The organism is Luteimonas sp. MC1895, assembly GCF_016457215.1.
GTDB lineage: Bacteria > Pseudomonadota > Gammaproteobacteria > Xanthomonadales > Xanthomonadaceae > Luteimonas.
In genome coordinates, this window is sequence record NZ_JAEMDY010000003.1 from 337,429 (window position 1) to 359,770 (window position 22,342).

Below are 22,342 nucleotides of genomic sequence, written 5' to 3' on the forward strand. Positions count from 1 at the left end.
GGTGACGGGGGGTATCCGCGTCAACGCGCCACCGGCGGCACTCCGGACAGGCGAAGCACCGCCCGGGCTACATCGTGTGCGTGGCCTTGTCCGCGTTCAGCGAGCCGGCGAGCAGGGTCTCGATCTTTCCCTTCACGTTTTCGCCCTCGGCCGTGTCAGCGAACTGCACGCCGATGCCGGCGGTGCGGTTGCCCTGGGCACCGGGCGGGGTCACCCAGACCACCTTGCCGGCGGCCGGCAGGCGCTCGCTCGACTCGGGCAGCGTGAGCAGGACGAAGACCTCGTCGCCGATGAAGTAGCGCCGGGTGGTCGGCACGAAGATGCCGCCGTGCTTCAGGTAGGGCATGTAGGCCGCATACAGCTGGGCCTTGTCCTTGACCGCCAGCGACAGGATGCCCTGCCGTGCGCCGCCGCCTGTTGCACTCATCGCGTGACTCCCCGTGTCGTGTCGCCCGCCGCGTCGCGCCATGCGAGCAGCAGGTCCACCAGCGCGAGGTCGGCGCGGATCGTGCTGCGGAGCAGCTCTCGCGTGCGGTTGGCGCTGTCGAACCAGGTCGCCAGCTTCCGGATTCGCATCGGATCGGTCAAGCCGGCGGCCGCGTCGCGGGCCACGTCGGCGGCATGCCGCAGGCGCTGCAAGGCCTGTTCGTCGCCGCTCCAGGCCTTGGCGACCTCCAGCGGCGAGGCCGTGTGCGCGGCCAGCCGCGCCATGTCGCCGGCCACCTCGCGGCGCAGCGCCATGCCACCGTCGCGCAGCCAGGCATCGGCGAGGCCGGGGTGGCCGCGCGCGGCGGCCAGCGCCTCGGCGGCAGGCGCATCGGCGTGGCCCTGCCCGCGCAGCCAGGCGACCGCCTCGTCCGCGGGCGGCAGCCGGAACTCGAGGCGCTGGCAGCGGCTGCGGATCGTCGCCGGCAGCCGCGCGGGGTTGGCGCTCAGCAGCCACAGGTAGCGGCCCGGCACCGGCTCCTCCAGCGTCTTCAGCAGCGCGTTGGCGGCGGCGTCGTTCATGTCGTCGGCCGGATCGATGATCGCCACCTTGGCGCTGCCGTACTGCGGCGTGGTCGACAGGCGCGTCGACAGTTCGCGTACCTGGTCGACCGGCACGACGGTGAGCTGGCGCGGCGGCGACGGCGTCATGCGCCAGGCATGGCCGACGAAGATCGCGTCGGGGTGCCCGGGGTGGCCCCAGGGATGCGAGGGCGAACCATCGGGACGCTGCTCGACGGGATCCTTCTGCGATCGCGAGTGGTACAGCACGCAGGCGCGGCACTGGCCGCAGGGGCGCGCGGCGGGATCCGTCGACAGGCACAGCACGCGCTGCGCCAGGCGTTCGGCGACCAGGCGCTTGCCCAGCATCGGCGGGCCGCAGAACAGCAGCGCGTGGCCCATGCGGCCGCCGTCGATCGCGGCGGCCGCGTGGTCGTGCATGCGCTGCTGCCAGGGCGCCAGGGTGATGTCGAGGCTCATGCCGCCCCCGCGAAGGCCCGGAGCCGGGCGACCGCCTCGGCGACCACTTCGTCGACGGTGCGCGACGCGTCGATGACGCGGAAACGCCGCGGCTCGGCGGCCGCGCGGGCGAGGAAGGCCTGGCGCACGCGTTCGAAGAACGCCCCGCGCTCGCGCTCGATGCGGTCGGGATGCGGATCGCGGCTTTCGATGCGCGCGCGTCCCTGGGCGACGTCGAGGTCGAGCAGGAGGGTGAGGCCAGGTCGCAGGCCGACCACGCGCTGCTCCAGGACGTCGATGAAGGCCGGATCGAGCCCGCGCCCGCCGCCCTGGTAGGCGTAGCTGGAATCGGTGAAGCGGTCGCACAGCACCCACGCGCCGCGCTCGAGCGCGGGCAGGATCGTCGCCCGCACATGCTGGGCGCGCGCGGCGAACATCAGCATCAGCTCGGTCTCGGCCGCCAGCGCCTCCTCGCCCGGATGCAGCAGCAGCGCGCGGATCTTCTCGGCCAGCGGCGTACCGCCGGGCTCGCGGGTGACGACGACCTCGCTGCCGGCCGCTTTGTCGCCGGCCGCCTCGAGCGCCGCGCGCAGCGCAGCCAGCACCGTGGTCTTTCCGGCGCCCTCGCCGCCTTCCAGCGACACGAAGCGCGGATGCAGGGGCAGCGCGCTCATCGCGGCCCGTGCCGTTCGCGATAGCGCTGCACGTACTGGCGCACGGCGGCGTTGTGCGCGTCCAGCGAGGGCGAGAAGACGTGCCGTCCGCTGCCGTCGCCGACCGCCACGAAGTACAGCGCCTCGCCCTCGTCGGGGCGGGTCGCGGCGCGCAGCGCGTCGACGCCGGCCATCGCGATCGGCGTGGGCGGCAGGCCATCGCGGGTATAGGTGTTGTAGGGCGTATCGGTGGTGAGGTCGCTGCGGCGGATGTTGCCGGCGTAGGCGCTGCCCATGCCGTAGATCACCGTCGGGTCGGTCTGCAGGCGCATGCCGATGCGCAGGCGGCGGGTGAAGACGCCGGCGATCAGCGGCCGCTCCTCGGCGATGCCGGTCTCCTTCTCCACGATCGAGGCCAGCACCAGGGCCTCCTCCGCGGTGTCGATCGGCAGGTCGTCCGCGCGCGCCTCCCAGGCGGCGGCCAGCGCGCGGTCGAGATCGCCGGCGGCGCGGCGCAGCAGGTCGACGTCGGTGTCGCCGCGGTCGTAGGCGTAGGTCTCGGGCAGGAAGCGGCCCTCCGGATGCAGGCCCTCGCGGCCGAGCATCGCCATCAGCGCAGCGTCGTCGACCTCGTGCAGGGTCTGGACCAGCGGCGTCACGCGTGCCAGCGCGGCGCGCAGCTCGCGGATGTTCCAGCCTTCGACGATGGTGAAGTGGTGGCGCACGACCTTGCCGTCGCGCATGTGCTGCAGCAGCTGGCTCGCCGTGAGGCCGGGCTCGAGCGCGTACTCGCCGACCTGGATGCGGCCCCCGGTGCCGAGCTGGCGCGCCAGCAGCCGCCACTCGAGGCCACGGCCGGCGTCGATGCCCTGGGCGCGCAGGCGGGTCACCACGCTGCGCAGCGTGTCGCCGCGCTCCACCACCAGGCTGTCACCGGCTTCCACGCCCGGCAGGGGCGCATTGGCGAAGCGCTGGTAACCGCTCCAGGCCCACCAGCCGGCGGCGCCGGCGGCCAGCGCCGAGAGCAGGAACAGGGCGAGGACGATCCGCTTGAGCGCCCTCATGGCGCGCGCCGCGCGCGGTTGGAACCGGGAATCAGGTGCATGCGCCGAAGGATACCGTGCCCGCCGCGGCGCCGGTCAGGCTCCGATCGCCTGCAGCATGCCGCGGGCCTTGGCGCGCGTCTCGTCGAGTTCGGCCGCCGGGTCGGAATCGGCCACGATCCCGGCGCCGGTGCGGAAGCGCAGCGTGTCGCCGGCCACCTCCGCGCTGCGGATGAGGATGTTGAGGTCGAGGTCGCCGCTGCGGTCGAGCCAACCCATCGCACCGGTGTAGGCGCCGCGCCCGACCCCTTCCAGCTCGGCGATGATCTCCATGCAGCGCACCTTGGGCGCGCCGGTGATCGTGCCGCCGGGGAATACCGCGCGCAGCACCGCGCCCGGCGTCGCGTCCTCGCGCAGGCGGCCGCGCACGTTGCTGACGATGTGGTGCACGTGCGCATAGCTCTCGACCACCATCAGCTCGTCGACCTCGACGCTCCCCCCGCGGCAGACCCGTCCGAGGTCGTTGCGCTCGAGGTCGACCAGCATCACGTGCTCGGCGCGCTCCTTGGCATGGCCGATCAGTTCGCGGATGCGCCCGGCGTCGTCTTCGCCCGGCAGTCGCGGACGGGTGCCGGCGATGGGGCGCGTCTCGACCAGGTCGCCACGCACCGAGACCAGCCGCTCAGGCGAGGCGCTGACCACCGCGCCGGCGTCGCCGAGGTCGAAGAGTCCGGCGAACGGCGCCGGGTTGGCGCGGCGCAGGCGTGCGTACAGAGCGGCGGGCGGCAGCGGCGAGTCGAAGCGGACTTCCCAGCCGCGCGACAGGTTCACCTGGAAGACGTCGCCGGCGCGGATGTAGTCCAGCGCGCGGGCGGCGGCGGCGAGATAGGCGTCGCTTGGGGCTTCGGCGCATTCGCGCAGGTTCGGCCAGGACATGGCGCTGGCGGCGCTGTCTTCGCTGACCGCGATATCCGCCATGCCGCCGGTGTCGGCGCTGTCGGCGATGTCCTCGATGTCGGCGATGTCGGCGAGCAGCGCTTCGAGCAGCGCCTCCGCGCCCGCCTCGGCCACCGCGACCATCCCGCCGCTCGCGCGGTCGCGCAGGACCGCGGCCGGACAGCGGCAGGCCACGGCGACCGGCAGCGCGCCGGGCGGCATGGGCAGCCGCAGCACGGGCTCCACCTGCGCGGCCAGCTCGTAGCCCAGCAGCAGTGCCCAGCCGCCGCGGAAGGGCCACGGCGACACCGCGGCCGGCCGGCGGACAGCCTGCCATTCCGCGTCGAGCGCGCGCAGGAAGTCGTCGTCGATCGCGGTGGCATCGTGCGGCGCGGGGGCATCCACGCCGGCACTCGCGCCCTCACGTCGCGTGCGCCCGTCGCGGCCCAGCACCAGCCGGCGGCCATCGGCGGCCAGCAGCATGTCCCAGCGCCCGTGCGCCGTGCCCGAAGCCACCGATTCGAGCAGCAGCGGATAGCGCGCGGGCGCCCGCTGCTGCAGCGCGAGCAGGTCGAAGCCGGGCGCGAGCGCGCGGACGTGGGTCATGTGCGGGCCTCGCCGCCCCGCGGGGCGGCGCCGTGGATCAGACGCGGCGGAAGACCAGGCTGCCGTTGGTGCCGCCGAAGCCGAACGAGTTCGACATCGCGACATCGACCTGCGCTTCGCGCGCGGTGTGCGGCACGTAGTCGAGGTCGCAGCCCTCGGACGGATTGTCGAGGTTGATCGTCGGCGGGATGACGCCGGTGTGCAGCGCCATCGCCGAGAACACCGCCTCGACGCCGCCCGCCGCGCCCAGCAGGTGGCCGGTCATCGACTTGGTCGAGCTGACCATCACCTTGCGCGCATGCGCGCCGAGCACGCTCTTGATGCCCATGGTTTCGGCGAGGTCGCCGGCCGGGGTCGAAGTGCCGTGCGCGTTGATGTAGCCGACCTCGGACGGGTCCATGCCGGCGTCGCGGATCGCGGCCACCATGCAGCGCGCGCCGCCCTCGCCGTTCTCGCTCGGCGCGGTCATGTGGTAGGCGTCGCCGCTCATGCCGAAGCCGGCGAGCTCGGCGTAGATACGCGCACCACGCGCCTTCGCGCGCTCGTACTCCTCGACGACGAGGATGCCGGCGCCATCGCCCATGACGAAGCCGTCGCGGCCCTCGTCCCAGGGGCGCGAGGCGCGCTGCGGGTCGTCGTTGCGGGTCGACAGTGCCTTCATCGCGCAGAAGCCGCCCAGCGACGTCGGGGTGGTCGCGAACTCGGCGCCGCCGGCGATCATCGCGTCGGCGTCGCCGTACTGGATCATGCGCATCGCCAGGCCGATGTTGTGGGTGGCCGTGGTGCAGGCGGTGACCGCGGCAATGTTCGGGCCCTTGGCGCCGGTCATCATCGAGACCTGTCCGGCGATCATGTTGATGATGGTGCTCGGCACGTAGAACGGCGAGATCTTGCGCGGGCCGCTCTCGTGGTACTTGATCGAGGTTTCCTCGATGCCCTTCAGGCCGCCGATGCCGGCGCCGATGGCCACGCCGATGCGCTCGGGGTCGGCGGCGACGTCGAGCCCCGCGTCCTGCAGCGCCATCATCGAGGCGGCGACGCCGTAATGGACGAAGGGGTCCATCTTCTTGACGTCCTTGGCCGGGATCCACTGCGCGGGATCGAAGCCCTTGACCTCGCCGGCGATGCGGGTGGCGAACGCCGACGCGTCGAAATTGGTGATCGGGCCGATGCCCGAACGGCCGTCCACGATGCCCTGCCAGGACGAGGCCAGGTCATTGCCGAGAGGCGACAGGATGCCGAGGCCGGTGATGACGACGCGACGCTTGGACATGGGAACTCCGGACGGTTGTGCGTGCTGTGCGGTGCGCGCCGATGTGGCGCGCCGGAAACGCCCGAGGCCGCATCAGCGGCCCCGGGTTGTACATTCGATGCGGCGCTTCCGCGCCGGCTGCGATCAGGCCTTGACGTGGGCCTTGATGTAGTCGATCGCCTGCTGCACCGAAGTGATCTTCTCGGCTTCCTCGTCGGGGATCTCGCACTCGAACTCTTCTTCGAGGGCCATCACCAGCTCGACGGTGTCGAGGGAATCCGCACCCAGGTCGTCGACGAAGGAGGCGCTTGCGCTGACCTCGTCTTCCTTGACGCCCAGTTGTTCGACGACGATCTTCTTGACGCGCTCTTCGATGCTGCTCATTGGTTGTTGGCTCCGGTGGAGGCTGTTGCGGTGGGTAGTGTAAGGGATTCGGCCGGGGCTGGTATGGCCCGCCCGCCCCCTTTCGATTCAAGGGCTTGGCGCCCGGGTGCATTACGGCATGTACATGCCGCCGTTGACGTGCAGGGTCTCGCCGGTGATGTAGCCGGCGTCCGGGCCGGCCAGGAAGGCGACGGCGCGGGCGATGTCGGTGGACTCGCCCAGGCGGCCGAGCGCGATCTGCTGCGCCATCGCCGCCTTGGCGTCTTCGGGGAGGTCACGGGTCATGTCGGTGGCGATGAAGCCCGGCGCGACCACGTTGACGGTCACGCCGCGGCTGCCGATCTCCTTCGCCAGCGACTTGGAGAAGGCGATGACGCCGGCCTTGGCCGCCGCGTAGTTCGCCTGGCCGGCGTTGCCGGTCACGCCGACGACCGATGCGATGTTGATGATGCGGCCGCGGCGGGCCTTCATCATCCCGCGCATCACCGCCTTGCTGCTGCGATAGACGCTGGTCAGGTTGGTGTCGAGGATCGCCTGCCAGTCCGCGTCCTTCATCCGCATCAGCAGGTTGTCGCGGGTGATGCCGGCGTTGTTGACCAGGATCGAGATCGCGCCGATGTCGGTGCCGATCGCCTCGATCAGCGCCTCGATCGCGCCGGGTTCGGAGACATCGAGCACGCGCCCATGGCCGCCCTGCGCGGCAAGCCGGTCACCGACCGCCTTCGCGCCGGCCTCGCTGGTCGCGGTGCCGACGACCGTCGCGCCGCGCGCGGCCAGTTCGTCGGCAATCGCGGCACCGATGCCACGGCTGGCGCCGGTCACCAGCGCGATCTCGCCTTTCAGTTCGTGGGTCATTTCGTTTTTGCCTGTGTCAGTTCAAAAGCTTTGCCACGGATCTACGCGGCAAAAAATCAGCTCTTCCATTCCGCCAAGGTGGCGTCGAAGTCAGCGGCGGTGCCGAGGGCGCGGGCGTCGAGGATTTTGTCGATGCGCTTCGCCAGGCCGGTGAGGACCTTGCCGGGGCCGCATTCGGCGATGCGCGAGGCGCCGCGCGCGGCGAGCGCCTGCATGCAGCCGGTCCACTGCACCGGCAGGTAGAGCTGGCGCACCAGCGCGTCGCGGATCGCGTGCACGCCGTCGTGCACTTCGGCATCGACGTTCTGCACCACCGGCAGCGACGGCCTGCTCCAGGCCAGGCCGGACATCGCTTCCGACAGGCGATTGGCGGCTTCGCGCATCAGCGGCGTATGCGAGGGCACGCTCACCGCGAGCTTGACCACCTTGCGCACGCCCTTACCCGCCAGCAGCTCGAGTGCACGATCGACCGCCGCGGCATGGCCGCCAATGACGATCTGGCCGGGGGAATTGAAGTTGGCCGGCACCACCACGTCGTCGGACGAGGCCTCGGCGCAGGTCTCGCGCACCAGCGCATCCTCGGCACCGATGACCGCGGCCATCGCACCGGTGCCCGCGGGTGCGGCGTCCTGCATCAGCTGTCCGCGCAGGCGCACCAGTCGCGCGCCATCGACCAGCGGCAACGCACCGGCCGCGACCAGCGCGGAATACTCGCCCAGGCTGTGCCCGGCCAGCAGCGCCGGCATCGCACCGCCGGCGGCCTGCCACGCCCTCCACGTCGCCACGCCCGCGGCGAGCAGCGCCGGCTGGGTGAATTCGGTGCGGTCGAGGCGTCCGTCGGCCGCGTCCTGCGACAGCGCCCAGAGATCGACGCCGGCGCCGTCCGACGCCTCGGCGAAGGTCTCGCGGACCACGGCATGCGCATCGGCCAGGTCGGCCAGCATGCCCGGCGACTGCGAGCCCTGTCCGGGGAACACGAATGCGAGGTTGGGAACGGTCACGCGCACGTCCAATCGAAAAAAGCCGGGCGATGATAAGCGCGAACCCGCGGCTTCGTCTGTACCCGCCCGTATTGAGGCGCATCGCCAGGGATGACGCGCTGGACCAGGCAGCAGGACAAAGCGTTTGCCACGGATGAACGCAAAGGGCCGCGACGTGCGCGGCCCTTGCGTGGTGCGGTGCGGGTGACTCAGTAGCGCAGCAGCGCCGAGCCCCAGGTGAAGCCGCCGCCGAAGGCTTCCAGCAGCAGCAGCTGGCCGCGTTCGACCTTGCCCGAGCGCACCGCTTCGTCCAGCGCCAGCGGCACCGAGCCCGACGAGGTGTTGCCGTGGCGGTCGACGGTGACGATCACCCGGTCCATCGGCATGTCCAGGCGCTTGGCCGTGGCTTCGATGATGCGCAGGTTGGCCTGGTGCGGGATCAGCCAGTCGATCTCGTGGCGGTCGATGCCGTTGGCCTCGAGCGTCTCCTCGACGATCGAATCCAGCGCCTTGACCGCGTGCTTGAAGACGTCGCTGCCGGCCATGTTGATGCGCACGCCGGCGTTCTTTTCGCCTTCCTTGAAGCCGACCGACACGCCGACCGGGTTCCACAGCAGTTCCTTCTTTGCGCCGTCGGCGTGCAGGTGGGTGCTGAGGATGCCGGTTTCGGTATCGGCCTTGAGGACCACCGCGCCGGCGCCGTCGCCGAACAGCACGCAGGTGGTGCGCTCGCTCCAGTCGACCATGCGCGTGAGGGTCTCGGAGCCGATCACCAGCGCCGTCTTCACCGAACCCGAGGCGATGAACTTCTCGGCCACGCTGAGCGCGTAGATGAAGCCCGAGCACGCGGCGTTGACGTCGAACGCCGGGCAGCCGGCGATGCCCAGCCGCGCCTGGATCAGGCAGGCGGTGGACGGGAACACCAGGTCGGGCGTGGTCGTGCCGACCACGATGAGCTCGATCTCGGAGGCATCGGTGCCCGCCGCTTCCAGCGCGCGGAGCGCGGCGCGCAGGCCGAGGTCACCGGTGGTCTCGCCTTCGGCGGCCACGTGGCGCTGGCGGATGCCGGTGCGCGACGCGATCCACTCGTCGGAGGTGTCGACGAACTCGGCCAGGTCGGCGTTGGTCAGGACCTTGGCCGGCAGGTAGCTGCCGGTTCCGGCAATGCGCGCATAGACGCGCGGTGCGGAAGACTCGCTCATTTCGCTGACGGACCTCGCGTGTGCAGGGCGCCCATCATGGCGCCAGTGGCCGTACCGCGCACGGGCGCGGCGGCCAGGACATCGCCCGCCGAAGGGCGGGCGCGCGGATCAGTCTTCTTCGACGACGCGGGTCTTCGGCACGATGACCTGGCGGCCACGGTAGAAGCCGTCGGCGGTCATGTGGTGGCGGATGTGGGTCTCGCCCGAGGTCGGGTCGGTCGACAGCTGCTTGGCGCACAGCGCATCGTGGGCGCGACGCATGCCGCGGCGGGAGGGGGAGACGCGGGACTTCTGAACAGCCATGGGATTGCTCCAGCAACGAATTCGGGTGATCGGGACGATCAGGTCAATCGGTTTTCTTCTTCAGCGCCGCCAGTGCCGCGAACGGGTTGGCCTGCGCCTCCTCGTCGGCGGTGACCGGCCAGTCGCGCTCGACGCTTTCCGAGCCCGGCGACACCGGAACCACCGGCACCGCCAGGATCAGCTCATCTTCCACCAGGTCCAGGGGGCGGATGGCACCGTCCTCGCCCACCTCGAGGGCTTCATAGCCCTCCGGCAGCGCGGCCTCGGCAACCTCGGCCTCCTCTTCCCCGGCACGCAGCAATCCCAGCCGCTGCACCACGCTGACCGGAAACACGAAGCGCTGCAGCGTGCGCTGGCAGAGCAGCGGCAGCTGCGCCTCGATCCCCAGTTCCACATAGGGCACCCGCAGCGCGTCGCGGTCGAAGGACAGCGTGAACGCCACGTCGCCCTCCGCGTCGACCAGCACGTCGCGCAGGCGCGACAGGGCGGACAGCGGCAGCCGGCCGGCGAACTCGCGACGGGCTGAAACCATGCGCCAGGCGTCGAGTACTTCGGGCACGTCTGCGGACATAAGCCGCGGAATGTTATGCCTCGGACCGCCCGGTGTCAAACCCGGCCCCGCCGGCCAAACCCTTGCCGCGGCGGGCAATTTGCCACCCGCGGCGCTTCGGCGGCAGACTGCGGGCCCGTTCACGAGGCGTCCCGCTTGACCCCGATCCTGCTGCTGATCGCAACCGCCGCGGCCCTGGTGGCCTGGCTGATTCTACGCCGTCGCGGCGGACACGCGCGGCACCGCCAGGCGATGGCCGGCGTGCTCGACGCGGCCGACGCGCTGGAGGCCCGCCTGCGCACCGCGCGCAGCGAGATCGAGGCCGTGGCCGGCGAAGGCGCCGATCCGGTGCGCGACGCCATGCAGGAAATGCTCCGCCAGCGCCTGTGGCTGCAGCAGCATGGCGCCGCGGCCTCCGCCATCCAGCTGGAGGCGGTGCGCGCCTCGATCGACCAGGCGCGCGGGCGGATCGAGCAGCAGCTCGGCCGGATCGAGCGCGCGCGGGCACCGCTGTCGTGAACCCCGCGCCCGGCCTGGTCCTGGCCTCGACCTCGCCCTACCGTCGCGAGCTGCTGGCGCGGCTGCGCCTGCCCTTCGAGACCGTCCGTCCCGAGGTCGACGAAAGCCCGCGCCCCGGCGAGCCGCCGCTGGCCCTGGCCCTCCGGCTGGCCGAAGCCAAGGCCGCCGCCGTGGCCCGCCTGCACCCGGCCGCGCGCGTGATCGGGTCCGACCAGGTCGCGGACCTTGATGGCACGCCGCTCGGCAAGCCGGGGGGGCACGAGGCGGCGATCGCGCAGCTGCTGGCGATGTCCGGGCGCAGCGTGGCCTTCCGCACCGCGGTGGCGGTGGCCGTGGGCGGGGACGTCTTCAGCGCGGCCGACACCACCCTGGTGCGCTTCCGCCGCCTGGAGCGTGGGGAGATCGAGCGTTACGTCGACCTCGAACGGCCCTTCGACTGCGCCGGCAGCTTCAAGTGCGAGGGCTTGGGCATCGCGCTGTTCGAGGCGATCGAGACCACCGATCCGACGGCCCTGGTCGGCCTGCCACTGATCGCGACCGCAGGCCTGCTGCGCCGGTCGGGCCTCGCCCTGCCCTGAGGCCTCAGCGCGCAGGCGCGGCCACTTCGATCCGCTGCTCCGACCAGTCCTCGACGCTGCCGTCGCGCCCGTGCAGGCGCAGGCCCAGCCAGTGCGTGCCGCCGCTGTCCGCCGGCAGCTCCACCTCCGCCGAGAAACCGACCCGTGGATGCCCCGGATCGGTCGAGATCTTCCAGAAATGCGCGACCCCCGGGCTCGGGATGCCGTAGTCGGCCTCGGCGACCACCTCGCCATCGAGCAGGACCTCGACGCGCTCCACGCCCACGCCGTCCTTGAAGGCCCAGCCCCTGACGCCGAACACCGGCCCGACGCCCTCGCCCGACGCCGGACGGTCGATCCAGGCCAGGGCCGGCAGGGTGCACGCCGCGCCGGGGTCCCGGGCCGCGCCCTCGATGGCGAACAGCAGGAAGCGCGTGCGCCCGTGGTCGACGTTCAACACCCGCGGCGGCGGCAAGGGTCCGAAGCGGCGGCACAGCGCGTGGTAGCGCAGCAGCAGATGCTTGTATTCGATCTCGCTGGCGGCGATCACCAGCAGCACGGGACCCCCGCGATCGACGGCGCCGGTCGCTTCCAGGTCCCACAGGCGCAGCTGCGGCGCGCGGCCGTGCTGGCGGTTGACCGGATGCTCGAGTACTTCGATCCCGGCGTCGTCCAGCGCAAAGCCGAGCTCCGCGCCGACCTTGAAGTTGTCGGCCACGAGCCGCGTGCCTTCGGGCATGCCGGCGCGCACCTCGCGCACGCCGTCGGCGAGCACGTCCCAGCCGGCGAAGTTCGACGGATACCACTTCAGCGCAGCGGTGCGCGCGCGCAGCTCGGGCACCGAGACCAGGGCGTAATAGCCGAGTACCGCCGCCAGGCCGACGCCGGCGCTCGCCCAGGTGAGCACGCGCAGCCAGCGCGGCCAGCGCAGCAGCAGGGCCGGCAGCAGCGGCAGCAGCGCCACCATCCCCGGCAGCGGCCAGTGGAAGCTCACCCGCTCGGTGTCGGCGAAGAAGCCCAGCACGAAGAAGCCCAGCACTACGAGGCCGCCGCACAGGGCGATGTAGCGCACGGGATCGCGCGCGTCGCGGGCGCCCCGCCAGCCCGACCACAGCAGGGCCACGAACAGCAGCGGCGTAGCCAGCAGCGCCTGGATGGCGATGAACCAGAAGCCGTCGGCCTGCCAGGCCCAGGGATGACGGTCGACCAGCTGGAACCGCAGGCCGGCCTCGGCGTTCTCGAAGTTCCAGGCCAGCAGCGGCGTCCAGGCCGCGAGGCCGAAGGCGACCGCGATCCACAGCCGCGGGTCGCGCAGCGCCTGGCGTCCCTGCGGCAGCGCCAGCAGCGCCAGCGCACCCACGCCGATCACCGCGGCGAAGCGGTAGTGGCTGAGCGCGCCGATGGCCAGGCCAAGCGCGAGCTGCAGCGCCGCGCCGTAGCCCACGCCCCGCAGCAGCCGCGCGCCGGCATCGAGGCACAGCAGGGTCGCCAGCACCATCGCGGTGTCCGGAAGCGCCATCAGCCCCAGCGTCCCCGACAGCGGCAGCAGCAGCGTGGCGATGCCCGCGAGCCAGCCCAGACGCTCGCCGAACTCGCGCGCGGTGATCCGCACCACCAGCCACGGCGCCAGCGACGCCAGCAGCAGGAAGGGCATGCGCAGCGCGAGCGTGCCTTCGCCGAAGACCGTGGTGCCGAGCCGGATCAGCCAGGCGGTCAGCCCCGGAAGATCGGAGTAGGCCCACGCCAGGTGGCGGCTTTCCTGCCAGTAGAAGGCTTCGTCGACGAACAGCGGCAGGCGCGCGGCGACCACCGCCTTCAACAGCAGCAGTGCACACCACAGTGCGACGAATGCCGCACGCGCGTCGATCTTTTCCCGCATCCTGCAACGACCTCGCTACACTTCGAAAGAGCCATATGGAGCCCGGCATGACAGCCCAGTCCGCAAATCCGGACATGCTACCCGACACCCTGCGCGGCGCCCTGCATGATGCGCAGGCGCAGGTGAATTCACTGGTACTGGGCAAGGCGCACGCGGTCCGCTTCGCCTTCACCGCCCTGCTTTCCGACGGCCACCTGCTGATCGAGGACCTGCCCGGACTGGGCAAAACCACGCTGGCGCATGCGCTGGCCGCGACGCTGGGGCTGGGCTTCCAGCGCGTGCAGTTCACCTCCGACCTCCTGCCCTCGGACATCGTCGGCGTGTCGGTGTACGACGCGCAGGGTGGCGGCTTCAGCTTCCACCCGGGTCCCGTGTTCGCCCACGTGCTGCTGGCCGACGAGATCAACCGCGCGCCGCCGCGCACCCAGAGCGCCCTGCTCGAGGCCATGGCCGAGCACCAGGTCACCGTCGACGGCACCACGCATGCCCTGCCGCGGCCGTTCTTCGTCATCGCCACGCAGAACCCGGTCGACCTCGCCGGCACCTATCCCCTGCCCGACTCCCAGCTGGACCGCTTCCTGCTGCGGCTGCAGCTCGGCTACCCCGACCCCGAGGCCGAGCGCGCGCTACTGGCGGGCGCGGACCGCCGCGACCTGATCGCGCAGGCCCTGCCGGTGCTGGGCGCCGACCAGGTGCTGCGTCTGCGCGAGGCGGTGCTGGCGGTGCATGCCAGCGATGCGCTGGTGCGCTACGTGCAGGCGCTGCTCGAACGCAGCCGCCATCACGCCGGCGTGCGCGTGGGCCTGTCGCCGCGCGCCGGCATCGCCCTGCTGCGCGCGGCGCGCGCGCATGCTCTGCTGCTGGGCCGGGGCCACGTGCTCCCGGACGACATCCAGGCGCTGTTCGCCGCCGTGGCCGCGCACCGGCTGGTGGGCGATGCCGACGCCGGCGACGCAGCGGGCCTGGCGAAGGCGATCCTGCACGCCGTCGCGGTCGACTGAGCGTGGCGGGAGCGCGGCTGTCCGGCCTGCGGCTATCCGGGCTGCGGCTGTCCGGCGTCCGTGCACGCCTTCAGGCGCTGGCGCGTCCGCGCGGACCGGAGGCGCTGCCGGTGGTCTTCCACCGCCGCCGGATCTACGTCCTGCCGACCGCCTTCGGCGCCTTCTTCGTCGCGCTGCTGGCGGTGATGCTGGTTGGCGCGCTGAACTACAACAACAACCCGGCCCTGCTGCTGGCCCTGCTGCTCGCCGGCGCCGGCAACACCAGCCTGTTCGCCGCGCACCTGCAGCTGTCGGGCCTGGCGGTCACGGCGGTCGACGCCGAGCCGGTGCCCGCCGGCGCGCCGATGTCGCTGCGCGTGCACCTGCGCGCGGACCCGGGACGCACGCGGCGCGGACTGCGCCTGCAGCTGGGCGAGTCCAGCACCGTGGCCTCGCTGGCCGACGGTGCCGGCGAGGCCCGACTGGCGCTGCCCACCCGGCGCCGCGGCTGGCTGCATCCGGGACGCATCACCGTCTCGACCACGCGCCCCCTGGGCATCGCGGGGGCCTGGGCCTATGCCTGGCCGTCCGAGCCGCTGCTGGTCTATCCGCGCCCCGAGGCCGATGGCCCGCCGCTGCCGCTGGGTGCCGGCGACGCCGCGCAGGCGCGGCTGCACCCGGCCGGTGACGACCTGCACCACCTGCGCGCCTATCGCCGCGGGGATTCGCGCCGCGCGATCGCATGGAAGCCGTCGGCGCGCCACGGCGCGCTGCTGGTCCGCGAGTACGAACAGCCGCAGGGCGCCGACGTGGTGCTGGACTGGTCGACGCTGGCGCTCGCATACGAGGACCGCATCCGGCGCATTGCGCGCTGGGTGGACGAGGCGGAACGCGAGGGCCGGCGCTCGCTGCTGCGCCTGCCCGGGCAGGCGATCGGTCCCGGCAGCGGCCCGGCGCATCGCCATGCCTGCCTGCGCGCGCTGGCGCTGCTGCCGGGCGACGGCTCCGACGCGCGGACGACGCATGGCTGAGCCGCGCCGCCCCGGCCCTGGGCTCGATCCGCAGGCCCGCGCCTGGACCCTGGCCGCGGCGGCCGCCTGCCTGCTGCCGCTGCTGCTGCAGCTGCCGGGGCCGCTGGCGGTCGGGCTGGCCGTGGTGTCGGCGGCGGTGGGCGCCCTGTCCTGGTGGCGGCGCCTGCCCGCGCCGCTGCGCCTGGTGCTGTCGCTGGCGCTGATCGCCGTGGTGCTGGTCAATGCGCGATTCTCGCTCGGGCGCGACACCGGCTGCGCCCTGCTGGCGGCGATGCTCGCGCTCAAGCCCATGGAGCTGGCCACCCTGCGCGATGCCCGCAGCCTGCTGGGCTTCGCGCTGTTCGCGCCGTTCGCCACCTTCCTGCTCGACCAAGGGCCGGTCAGCCTGGTGCTGGGCCTGGGCGCGGCCGTGCTCGCGCTGGCGGCGATGCTGCGCCTGGCCGAGCTGGAGAGCGGCGAGACCGTCGCGCTGCGCCCGCGCGAACGGCTGCGCCGCGTCGGCGCGATGCTTGCGATCGGCCTGCCGCTCGCCCTGGCCGCCTTCTGGCTGTTCCCGCGCATGGCCACGCCGCTGTGGGGCGTGCCGGAGCGCACGATCACCCGCACCGGCCTGTCCGACACGATGCGTCCGGGCGACTGGGTCGACATGCTGGTCGACGACCGTCCGGCGCTGCGCGTCACCTTCGACGGCGCCGCGCCGCCGACCTCGGAGATGTACTGGCGCGGGCCGGTGCTCTGGGACTACGACGGCCGGGAATGGAGCGGCTCGCGCTGGTTCAGCGCGCTGCCCGCGGCGACGGTCGAACATGGTCCGCGGCGCTACAGCTACGAGCTCGAGGTGGAACCCACCGAGCGGCGCATGCTGGTCGCCCTCGAGCTGCCACTGGGCGTGCCCGACGGCGTGCGCCAGGGCTACGACCACACCCTGTCCACCCGCCGCCCGCTGACCTCGGTCACGCGCTGGCGGATGAGCTCCGCCGCGCCCACGACCTTCGATGTCGGGCTGCGGCCGATGCTGCGCCAGGCCGCGCTGCGCCTGCCCGATGGCTTCAACCCGCGCACCGTGGCCCTGGCCCGGCAATGGCGGGCCGAAGCCGGCGAGGGTGCGCAGGCCGATGCGGCGATCGCCAATCGCGCGCTGGAGTGGATCCGAGCGGAGTTCGGCTACACCTTGTCCACCCCGCTGCTCGGGCGCCACGCCGTCGACGAGTTCCTGTTCGAGCAGCAGCAGGGCTTCTGCGAGCACTTCAGCTCGGCCTTCGTGGTGCTGATGCGCGGCGCGGGCGTTCCCTCGCGGGTGGTGACCGGCTATGTCGGCGGCTATCGCAATCCCTTCGGCGACTACTGGATCGTGCGCAACTCGGACGCACACGCCTGGGCCGAGGTGTGGCTGCCGGGACGTGGGTGGGTGCGCGTGGATCCCACCGCGGCCGTGGCGCCGGAACGGATCTACGACACCGTCGCCGACCGCGCCTCGCGCAGCCCCGGCGGGCTGCAGGCGCTCGCGCCGATGTTCGACATGGGCGACTGGATGCGGCGCGGCTGGAACGACCTCGTGCTGGGCTTCGACGCCGAACGCCAGCAGCGCATGCTGCAGGCGCTGGGCGGCGACGACCTGGGCAGCCGCCAGCTGGTCCTGCTGTTCGCGCTGGTCGCAGGGCTGGCCCTGGCGGGGATGCTCTGGATGGTCGCCCGCGGCGAGCGCGAGCGCGATCCCGTGCTGCGGGCCTGGCACCGGCTGGGCGCGCGCTATGCGCGCCTTGGACTGGCCAGGCAGCGCCACGAGACCGCGACCGACTGGGCGGCACGCGTCGTGGCACTGCGACCGGCTTCGGCGCCACTGCTCGCCCTCAGCGCGCGTTTCAGCGATTGGCGCTACGCTCCCGCGCAGGACGAGGCGCGCGGGCTGCTGCGCGACCTGCGCGCCCACCGCCCCTGATGCCGGCCCAGGCCCGGACCGATCGGAGATCCCCATGCGCATTCCCCTCCTCGCCCTCGCGGCCGTCGCACTGCTCGGCGCCTGCGCCTCGCAGCCGAAGCCGCTGCAGGGCGAATACACCACGCTGACCCCGCGTGAGGCGGCCGAAACCGAGGCCACCGGCAGTCCCGTGCGCTGGGGCGGCCGCATCGTGCAGGTCGAACCGCGCGCCGACAGCACCTGCTTCGAGATGGTGTCCACGCGCCTGGACCACTACGGCCGGCCCTACTGGGCCAGCGATGACACCGGCGGGCGCTTCATCGCCTGCCGCGCCGGCTTCTACGACCCGGCGATCTTCGAGGTCAACCGCGAAGTCACCTTCACCGGGCGCCTGGCGGGACACGAAAGCCGGAGCATCGGCGGCTACAGCTACCGCTTCCCGCTGGTCGCCGCCGACATCGTCTACCTGTGGCCCAAGCGCGAGCGCAACCTGATCACGCGTCCGGCACCCTGGCCGTGGTGGGGCTACTGGTAGGCGTCAACCGCCCTCTGCAGCGGTACCGAAGCGCCCGAGCGGCGCTCCCGCCAACAGGTGCAGGTGGATCTGGAACACCGTCTGCCCGCCGTCGTCGTTGCAGTTCATGACGATGCGGTAACCGTCCTCGGCGTAGCCTTCCCGCTTCGCATACGCGGCCGCCGCCAGCGCCAGGCGGCCGACAACGTCCGCCTGCCCAGCCTGCAGGTCGTTGAGCGTGGCGACGTCGACCTTGGGCACGAACAGCACGTGCACCGGCGCCTGCGGCGCGATGTCGCGGAAGGCGATCAGGTGCTCGTCCTCGTAGACGATGTCGGCAGGGATTTCGCGCCGGATGATCCGGTGGAAGATGGTCGTCATCGCTGTCGCACCCGCAGTGGAGGTGCGGCCAATGCTAGCGCGACGCACCGCGCGATGCGGCGCGACGCGGAGTGCCTCAGGCCATCTCGCCGCGGCTGCCGAAGGCGTGCGACAGCGTGCCGCGGTCGACGTATTCCAGCTCGCCGCCCAGCGGCAGGCCGTGCGCGGGCCGGCTCGGTCGCACGCCGTGCTGGCGGGCCAGCTGCGCGAGGTAGTGCGCGGTGGCCTCGCCCTCGACCGTCGGGTTGGTGGCGATGATCAGTTCCTGCACCTCGCCCTGGGCCAGGCGCTCGGCCAGCAGGTTGAGTCCCAGCTCGCGCGGGCCGATGCCATCGAGCGGGCTCAGCCGCCCCTGCAGCACGAAGTACAGGCCGCGGTAGCCGGTCGCCTGCTCGATCGCCAGGCGGTCGGCCGGCGATTCCACCGCGCACAGCAACTGTCCGTCGCGCGAGGCGCTGGCGCAGGTCGGGCACAGCGGCGTCTCGCTGAAGTCGCGGCAGCGCTCGCAGTGGCCGATCTTCTCCATCGCCTCGCCCAGCACGTCGGCCAGTCGGCGGCCGCCCTCGCGCCCGCGTTCGAGCACGTGGTAGGCCATGCGCTGCGCGGTCTTCTGGCCGACGCCGGGCAGCACCCGGAAGGCCTCGACCAGCTGTTCGAGGAGGGGAACGCTCATGCGGCGCGGCCGTCCGGGCGATTCAGGGTCAGAACGGCATCTTCATGCCGGGCGGGATCGGCATGCCGGCGGTAGCCGCGCCCATCCGCGCCTGCGACTCGGCGTCGACCTTGTTGCTGGCGTCGTTGAAGGCGGCCGCGATCAGGTCCTCGGCCATCTCCGGATCCGTCAGCACGCTCGGGTCGATGCGCACCTTGCGGCATTCCTTGGTCCCGCTGAGGGTGATGCTGACCATGCCGCCGCCGGAGCTGCCGGTGACTTCGAGGTTGGCCAGTTCGGCCTGCGCCTTCTGCAGGTTTTCCTGCATCTTCTGCGCCTGCTGCATCAGCTGGGCGATGTTTCCACGCATGTCAGTGCTCCTGTTCCTGGATCGGTCGTATCGAATCCGGCACCACGCGCGCGCCCTGCTCCATCAGGCGGCGCACGTGCGGATCGTTGTGGAAGGCGGCCTCGGCGGCGCCCTGGCGCTGATCGCGCTCGCGTCCGGTGCGCGCATGCAGCGTGTCACCGACCGGCGCGCCGGCTTCGAAGCGGATCTGCGGCGGCGCGCCCCAGCGCGTGCCGAGCGCCGAGGCCAGCTGCTGCACCAGGAACGGCGCGCGCAGGTGGTCGTCGGATTCCGGCAGCGACAGGCGCAGCGCGTCGCCGTCGAGGGCGACGAAGGCCGAGTTCGCCGCCAGCTCGCGCACGGGGCCGCGGAGGTCGAGTCCGGCGACCAGGTCGGGCCAGCTGTCCGCATCGACCTGCATCGACGTTGACGCCGTGCTGGCCGGGGACGCGGGCGCGTGTTGCGTGGAGGCGCTGGCCGGAGATGCGGGCGGTGCGGGCGGTGCGGGCGGGATCACAGGCGCAGGCGTCGCCGGCACAGGCGGCGCGGGCGCCCGCGCCGGAACCGCCGCCGGGCTGCCGGATGTGGCACGCGGCGGCGGCGCCCGGGGCGGCTCGACCCGCTCCGGAGCTTCCTCCGGCCAGGGCGGCGGGTCGTCGAACGACGCTGCCTGCCTTGCGGGCGGCGGAACGGGCGGCGTGCGCCGCGGGCCCGGGTTCGGCGCCGGCTCGGGTTGATGCATCTGCGGCTCTGTCTGCGGCTCGGGCGGCAGCGGCGACGCGGGGGACGCGGCAGCGCGCACCGGCGTGACAGCGCGAGCCGGTGCCCCGCCTTCCAGCGCGGCACGCGCAGCCGCCGCCGCGGACCGACCCGCACCCGTGCCTGCACCGGTGCCGGCAGTTCCCGTCGCCGAGCCGCCTCCAGCCGGGGCCGCGCTGCCACCGCTCTCGCCGGGACGGAAGGCCAGCATCCGCAGCAGGCTCATTTCGAAACCCACCCGCGCGCTCGGCGCGAGACCGATGTCGCGACGGCCCGACACCGCCATCTGGTACCAGAGCTGCACCAGCTCGGGACGCAGCAACGATGCCAGCGCGTCGAGCTCGACACCGTCGGCCTCGACCTCGCTGCCGGGAACCAGCTGCCGCACCTGGATGCGGTGCAGGGCTTCGGCCAGCGCGTCGAGCACCCCGCCCCAGTCGGGCGAAAACCCGGCCAGCACCTCGATGGTCGCCATGAGCCCTGCGCCGTCGTCCTGCGACAGCGCGGACAACAGCCCGGCCACCTGGGTGCGGTCCACCGACCCGAGCATCGTGGCGACCGCATCGTCGGTCAGCGCGGCTCCGGCTCCGGTGCCGGCGCCGGCGCCGCTGTAGGCGATCGCCTGGTCGAGGAGCGACAAGCCGTCACGCATGCTGCCGTCGGCGGCCCTGGCCAGCTGGCGCACCGCGCCGGGCTCGGCCTCGATGCCCTCGGCGACAAGGATCCTGGCGATCTGGCCGCGGATCTGCTCTTCCTCGAGCCGCTTCAGGTTGAACTGCAGGCAGCGCGACAGCACCGTCACCAGCAGCTTCTGCGGATCGGTGGTCGCGAACAGGAACTTGACGTGCTCCGGCGGCTCCTCGAGCGTCTTCAGCAGCGCGTTGAACGCCGCCTTCGACAGCATGTGCACTTCGTCGATCAGGTAGACCTTGTAGCGGCCGCGCGACGGCATGTACTGCGCGTTGTCGATCAGGTCGCGGACGTTGTCGACGCCGGTGTTCGACGCGGCGTCGATCTCCAGCAGGTCGATGTAGCGGCCGGCGTCGATCGCCTGGCAGGTCTCGCACTCGCCGCAGGGATCGCTGGACGCGCCGCGCTCGCAGTTGAGGCTCTTGGCGAAGATCCGCGCGATCGTGGTCTTGCCCACGCCGCGGGTGCCGGTGAACAGGAAGGCGTGATGCACACGGCCGGAATCGAGCGCATTGACCAGCGCGCGGACCACGTGTTCCTGGCCCACCAGCTCGGCGAACCGCTTCGGGCGCCACTTGCGGGCGAGGACGAGGTAGGACATGGGGCCATTCTGCCACGCGTGCCACGCCGGCCGGACCCGCGCCGCGGGCCCGCACGCATTCCTTGTCGACCCGGCCCCCGCAGGGCTAGAATTGCCGACCCCGTGCGGCCATGCCAAGGCAGGCGCGACGCCCGGGTCAGGTGCGGAGAGGTGTCCGAGTGGTTGAAGGAGCACGCCTGGAAAGTGTGTAAGCGTCTAAACCGCGCTTCGGGGGTTCGAATCCCCCTCTCTCCGCCAGATACAAAAAGCGCCCCGCACGGGGCGTTTTTTGTATCTGGCGGAGAGAGGGGACTTTGATTCAACCATCCGGTTCGACCCGGAGGCGCGCAGCGCCGTAGGGCGCCCGGCCGCGGGCAGGGCCATCCCCCTGCACCTCCCCGCGAACAACCTGCCCTCGCCGGAACCTGTCGCGCGATGGCACGCATTCGCGCGCCCGCCACCGGCCCATGTGCCATCGTCGCCTCCGCTCCCCTTGTCACGAACGGCTCGCCCGCATGTACCTCGAACGCTTCTTCGGCGACGTCGCATCGCCCCACCCCTGTGCCAGCTGCACCGGCGACCAGCGCCTGGACTTCGAAGTCCGCATGGCCTTCCAGCCGATCGTCGATGCCCGCGACCGCTCCGTGTTCGGCTACGAGGCGCTGGTGCGTGGCGCGGATGGCGCCAGTGCGGCCGAGGTGATCGCGCGGGTGCTGCCGGAACAGCTGTACCGCTTCGACCAGACCTGCCGGGTCAAGGCGATCGAGACCGCCGCGCGCCTCGGCCTGGGCCAGCGGCTGTCGATCAACTTCTTTCCCAATGCCGTGTACGAGCCCGCCACCTGCATCCGCCTGACGCTGGCCGCGGCGCAGCGCTGCGGGTTTCCCACCGAGCGCCTGCTGTTCGAGACCGCAGAGTCCGAGCAGGTCCGAGACCACCGGCACCTGACCCGGATCTTCCGCGACTATCGCGATCGCGGCTTCCTGACGGCGATCGACGACTTCGGCGCGGGTTACGCCGGCCTGAACCTGCTGGCGGATTTCCAGCCGGACGTGCTGAAGCTCGACATCGGGCTGGTGCGCGGCGTCGAGACCAGTCCGGCACGCCAGGCGATCATCGGCGGGGTGATGCAGATGGCCTCGGCGGTGGGCTCGACGGTCATCGCCGAGGGCGTGGAGACCGCCGGTGAATACCGCGCCCTGCGCGCGCTTGGCGTGCCGCTGTTCCAGGGCTACCTGTTCGGCCGGCCGGCACTCGAGGCGCTCGAAGGAATCACCCCGGCCGTCTGGGACGGCCTCGACTGACCGGCGCGCCGCGATGGCG

Annotated in this window: 24 protein-coding genes and 1 tRNA gene; 8 read left to right on the forward strand and 17 right to left on the reverse strand. The window is 72.3% G+C overall.

What is annotated here, in order from left to right:
• Positions 1–67: 67 nt before the first annotated feature.
• The 12 genes from JG616_RS09580 to JG616_RS09635 form a co-directional block, all read right to left on the reverse strand.
• Positions 68–427 (reverse strand): PilZ domain-containing protein, encoded by a 360-nt coding sequence (locus tag JG616_RS09580; RefSeq protein WP_199359941.1) that lies wholly within the window; start codon positions 425–427, stop codon positions 68–70.
• Entirely contained in the window at positions 424–1,467 is a 1,044-nt protein-coding gene (locus tag JG616_RS09585) for a DNA polymerase III subunit delta' (protein ID WP_199359940.1), read from the reverse strand. Before JG616_RS09585 ends, JG616_RS09580 begins: the two co-directional genes overlap by 4 nt.
• Complete coding sequence (gene tmk / locus JG616_RS09590) at positions 1,464–2,120, reverse strand: dTMP kinase (RefSeq protein ID WP_199392437.1); 657 nt, start codon at positions 2,118–2,120, stop codon at positions 1,464–1,466. Before tmk ends, JG616_RS09585 begins: the two co-directional genes overlap by 4 nt.
• Positions 2,117–3,163: an endolytic transglycosylase MltG gene (mltG, locus tag JG616_RS09595; RefSeq protein WP_199392438.1), complete on the reverse strand. Its 1,047-nt coding sequence runs from the start codon at positions 3,161–3,163 to the stop codon at positions 2,117–2,119. The genes tmk and mltG overlap by 4 nt, the downstream gene beginning before the upstream one ends.
• A 75-nt stretch (positions 3,164–3,238) precedes the next feature.
• Positions 3,239–4,684, reverse strand: a complete 1,446-nt coding sequence (locus JG616_RS09600) for an aminodeoxychorismate synthase component I (protein ID WP_199392439.1) — start codon at positions 4,682–4,684, stop codon at positions 3,239–3,241.
• Positions 4,685–4,721: 37 nt separating this feature from the next.
• Complete coding sequence (fabF, locus tag JG616_RS09605) at positions 4,722–5,957, reverse strand: beta-ketoacyl-ACP synthase II (protein ID WP_199392440.1); 1,236 nt, start codon at positions 5,955–5,957, stop codon at positions 4,722–4,724.
• A 123-nt stretch (positions 5,958–6,080) separates the two neighbouring features.
• On the reverse strand, positions 6,081–6,320 hold the full coding sequence (gene acpP / locus JG616_RS09610; protein ID WP_133000863.1) for an acyl carrier protein: 240 nt from the start codon (positions 6,318–6,320) through the stop codon (positions 6,081–6,083).
• A gap of 111 nt (positions 6,321–6,431) precedes the next feature.
• Complete coding sequence (gene fabG / locus JG616_RS09615) at positions 6,432–7,175, reverse strand: 3-oxoacyl-ACP reductase FabG (RefSeq protein ID WP_199359935.1); 744 nt, start codon at positions 7,173–7,175, stop codon at positions 6,432–6,434.
• A gap of 56 nt (positions 7,176–7,231) precedes the next feature.
• The gene (gene fabD, locus JG616_RS09620; RefSeq protein ID WP_199392441.1) at positions 7,232–8,176 is read right to left on the reverse strand and encodes an ACP S-malonyltransferase; all 945 of its coding nucleotides are present in this window, start codon (positions 8,174–8,176) and stop codon (positions 7,232–7,234) included.
• A gap of 188 nt (positions 8,177–8,364) precedes the next feature.
• A complete protein-coding gene (locus JG616_RS09625; RefSeq protein ID WP_199359933.1) occupies positions 8,365–9,357 on the reverse strand; it encodes a beta-ketoacyl-ACP synthase III in 993 nt (330 codons plus the stop codon).
• 108 nt (positions 9,358–9,465) lie between these two features.
• Positions 9,466–9,660 carry a 50S ribosomal protein L32 gene (rpmF, locus tag JG616_RS09630; RefSeq protein ID WP_199359932.1) on the reverse strand — a complete coding sequence of 65 codons (195 nt, stop codon included), beginning with the start codon at positions 9,658–9,660 and terminating at the stop codon, positions 9,466–9,468.
• Between the two features lie 43 nt (positions 9,661–9,703).
• Positions 9,704–10,231 carry a YceD family protein gene (locus tag JG616_RS09635; RefSeq protein WP_199392442.1) on the reverse strand — a complete coding sequence of 176 codons (528 nt, stop codon included), beginning with the start codon at positions 10,229–10,231 and terminating at the stop codon, positions 9,704–9,706.
• Between the two features lie 135 nt (positions 10,232–10,366).
• On the opposite strand from JG616_RS09635, the gene JG616_RS09640 reads away from it, so the two are divergent.
• Positions 10,367–10,729, forward strand: a complete 363-nt coding sequence (locus JG616_RS09640; RefSeq protein WP_199359930.1) for a hypothetical protein — start codon at positions 10,367–10,369, stop codon at positions 10,727–10,729.
• Positions 10,726–11,307 carry a Maf family nucleotide pyrophosphatase gene (locus tag JG616_RS09645; protein WP_199359929.1) on the forward strand — a complete coding sequence of 194 codons (582 nt, stop codon included), beginning with the start codon at positions 10,726–10,728 and terminating at the stop codon, positions 11,305–11,307. Before JG616_RS09640 ends, JG616_RS09645 begins: the two co-directional genes overlap by 4 nt.
• Positions 11,308–11,311: 4 nt before the next feature.
• Here the strand turns inward: JG616_RS09645 and JG616_RS09650 are convergent, their stop codons facing one another.
• Complete coding sequence (locus tag JG616_RS09650; RefSeq protein ID WP_199359928.1) at positions 11,312–13,165, reverse strand: glycosyltransferase family 39 protein; 1,854 nt, start codon at positions 13,163–13,165, stop codon at positions 11,312–11,314.
• Positions 13,166–13,212: 47 nt separating this feature from the next.
• On the opposite strand from JG616_RS09650, the gene JG616_RS09655 reads away from it, so the two are divergent.
• Genes JG616_RS09655 through JG616_RS09670 form a run of 4 tightly spaced genes read left to right on the forward strand, consistent with a single transcriptional unit; the run spans position 13,213 to position 17,629 of the window.
• A complete protein-coding gene (locus JG616_RS09655; protein WP_199359927.1) occupies positions 13,213–14,166 on the forward strand; it encodes an AAA family ATPase in 954 nt (317 codons plus the stop codon).
• A gap of 47 nt (positions 14,167–14,213) precedes the next feature.
• Positions 14,214–15,176, forward strand: a complete 963-nt coding sequence (locus JG616_RS09660; RefSeq protein ID WP_199392528.1) for a DUF58 domain-containing protein — start codon at positions 14,214–14,216, stop codon at positions 15,174–15,176.
• On the forward strand, positions 15,169–17,115 hold the full coding sequence (locus JG616_RS09665; RefSeq protein ID WP_199392443.1) for a DUF3488 and transglutaminase-like domain-containing protein: 1,947 nt from the start codon (positions 15,169–15,171) through the stop codon (positions 17,113–17,115). The genes JG616_RS09660 and JG616_RS09665 overlap by 8 nt, the downstream gene beginning before the upstream one ends.
• Positions 17,116–17,149: 34 nt before the next feature.
• Positions 17,150–17,629, forward strand: a complete 480-nt coding sequence (locus JG616_RS09670; protein WP_199392444.1) for a Slp family lipoprotein — start codon at positions 17,150–17,152, stop codon at positions 17,627–17,629.
• Positions 17,630–17,632: 3 nt separating this feature from the next.
• Here JG616_RS09670 and JG616_RS09675 read toward each other — a convergent pair whose 3' ends face one another.
• From JG616_RS09675 to dnaX, 4 genes are all read right to left on the reverse strand, one after another.
• Positions 17,633–17,989, reverse strand: coding sequence for a histidine triad nucleotide-binding protein (locus JG616_RS09675; RefSeq protein WP_199392445.1), 357 nt, complete (start codon positions 17,987–17,989; stop codon positions 17,633–17,635).
• 76 nt (positions 17,990–18,065) lie between these two features.
• Positions 18,066–18,662 carry a recombination mediator RecR gene (recR, locus tag JG616_RS09680; RefSeq protein WP_199359924.1) on the reverse strand — a complete coding sequence of 199 codons (597 nt, stop codon included), beginning with the start codon at positions 18,660–18,662 and terminating at the stop codon, positions 18,066–18,068.
• 28 nt (positions 18,663–18,690) lie between these two features.
• Positions 18,691–19,011 (reverse strand): YbaB/EbfC family nucleoid-associated protein, encoded by a 321-nt coding sequence (locus JG616_RS09685; protein WP_199359923.1) that lies wholly within the window; start codon positions 19,009–19,011, stop codon positions 18,691–18,693.
• Position 19,012: 1 nt separating this feature from the next.
• On the reverse strand, positions 19,013–21,040 hold the full coding sequence (gene dnaX / locus JG616_RS09690; protein ID WP_199392446.1) for a DNA polymerase III subunit gamma/tau: 2,028 nt from the start codon (positions 21,038–21,040) through the stop codon (positions 19,013–19,015).
• Between the two features lie 144 nt (positions 21,041–21,184).
• Between dnaX and JG616_RS09695 the strand changes: the two genes are divergently transcribed.
• Positions 21,185–21,277: transfer RNA gene (locus JG616_RS09695), tRNA-Ser, on the forward strand.
• Between the two features lie 347 nt (positions 21,278–21,624).
• Positions 21,625–22,323 (forward strand): EAL domain-containing protein, encoded by a 699-nt coding sequence (locus tag JG616_RS09700; protein ID WP_199392529.1) that lies wholly within the window; start codon positions 21,625–21,627, stop codon positions 22,321–22,323.
• Positions 22,324–22,342: the final 19 nt, after the last annotated feature.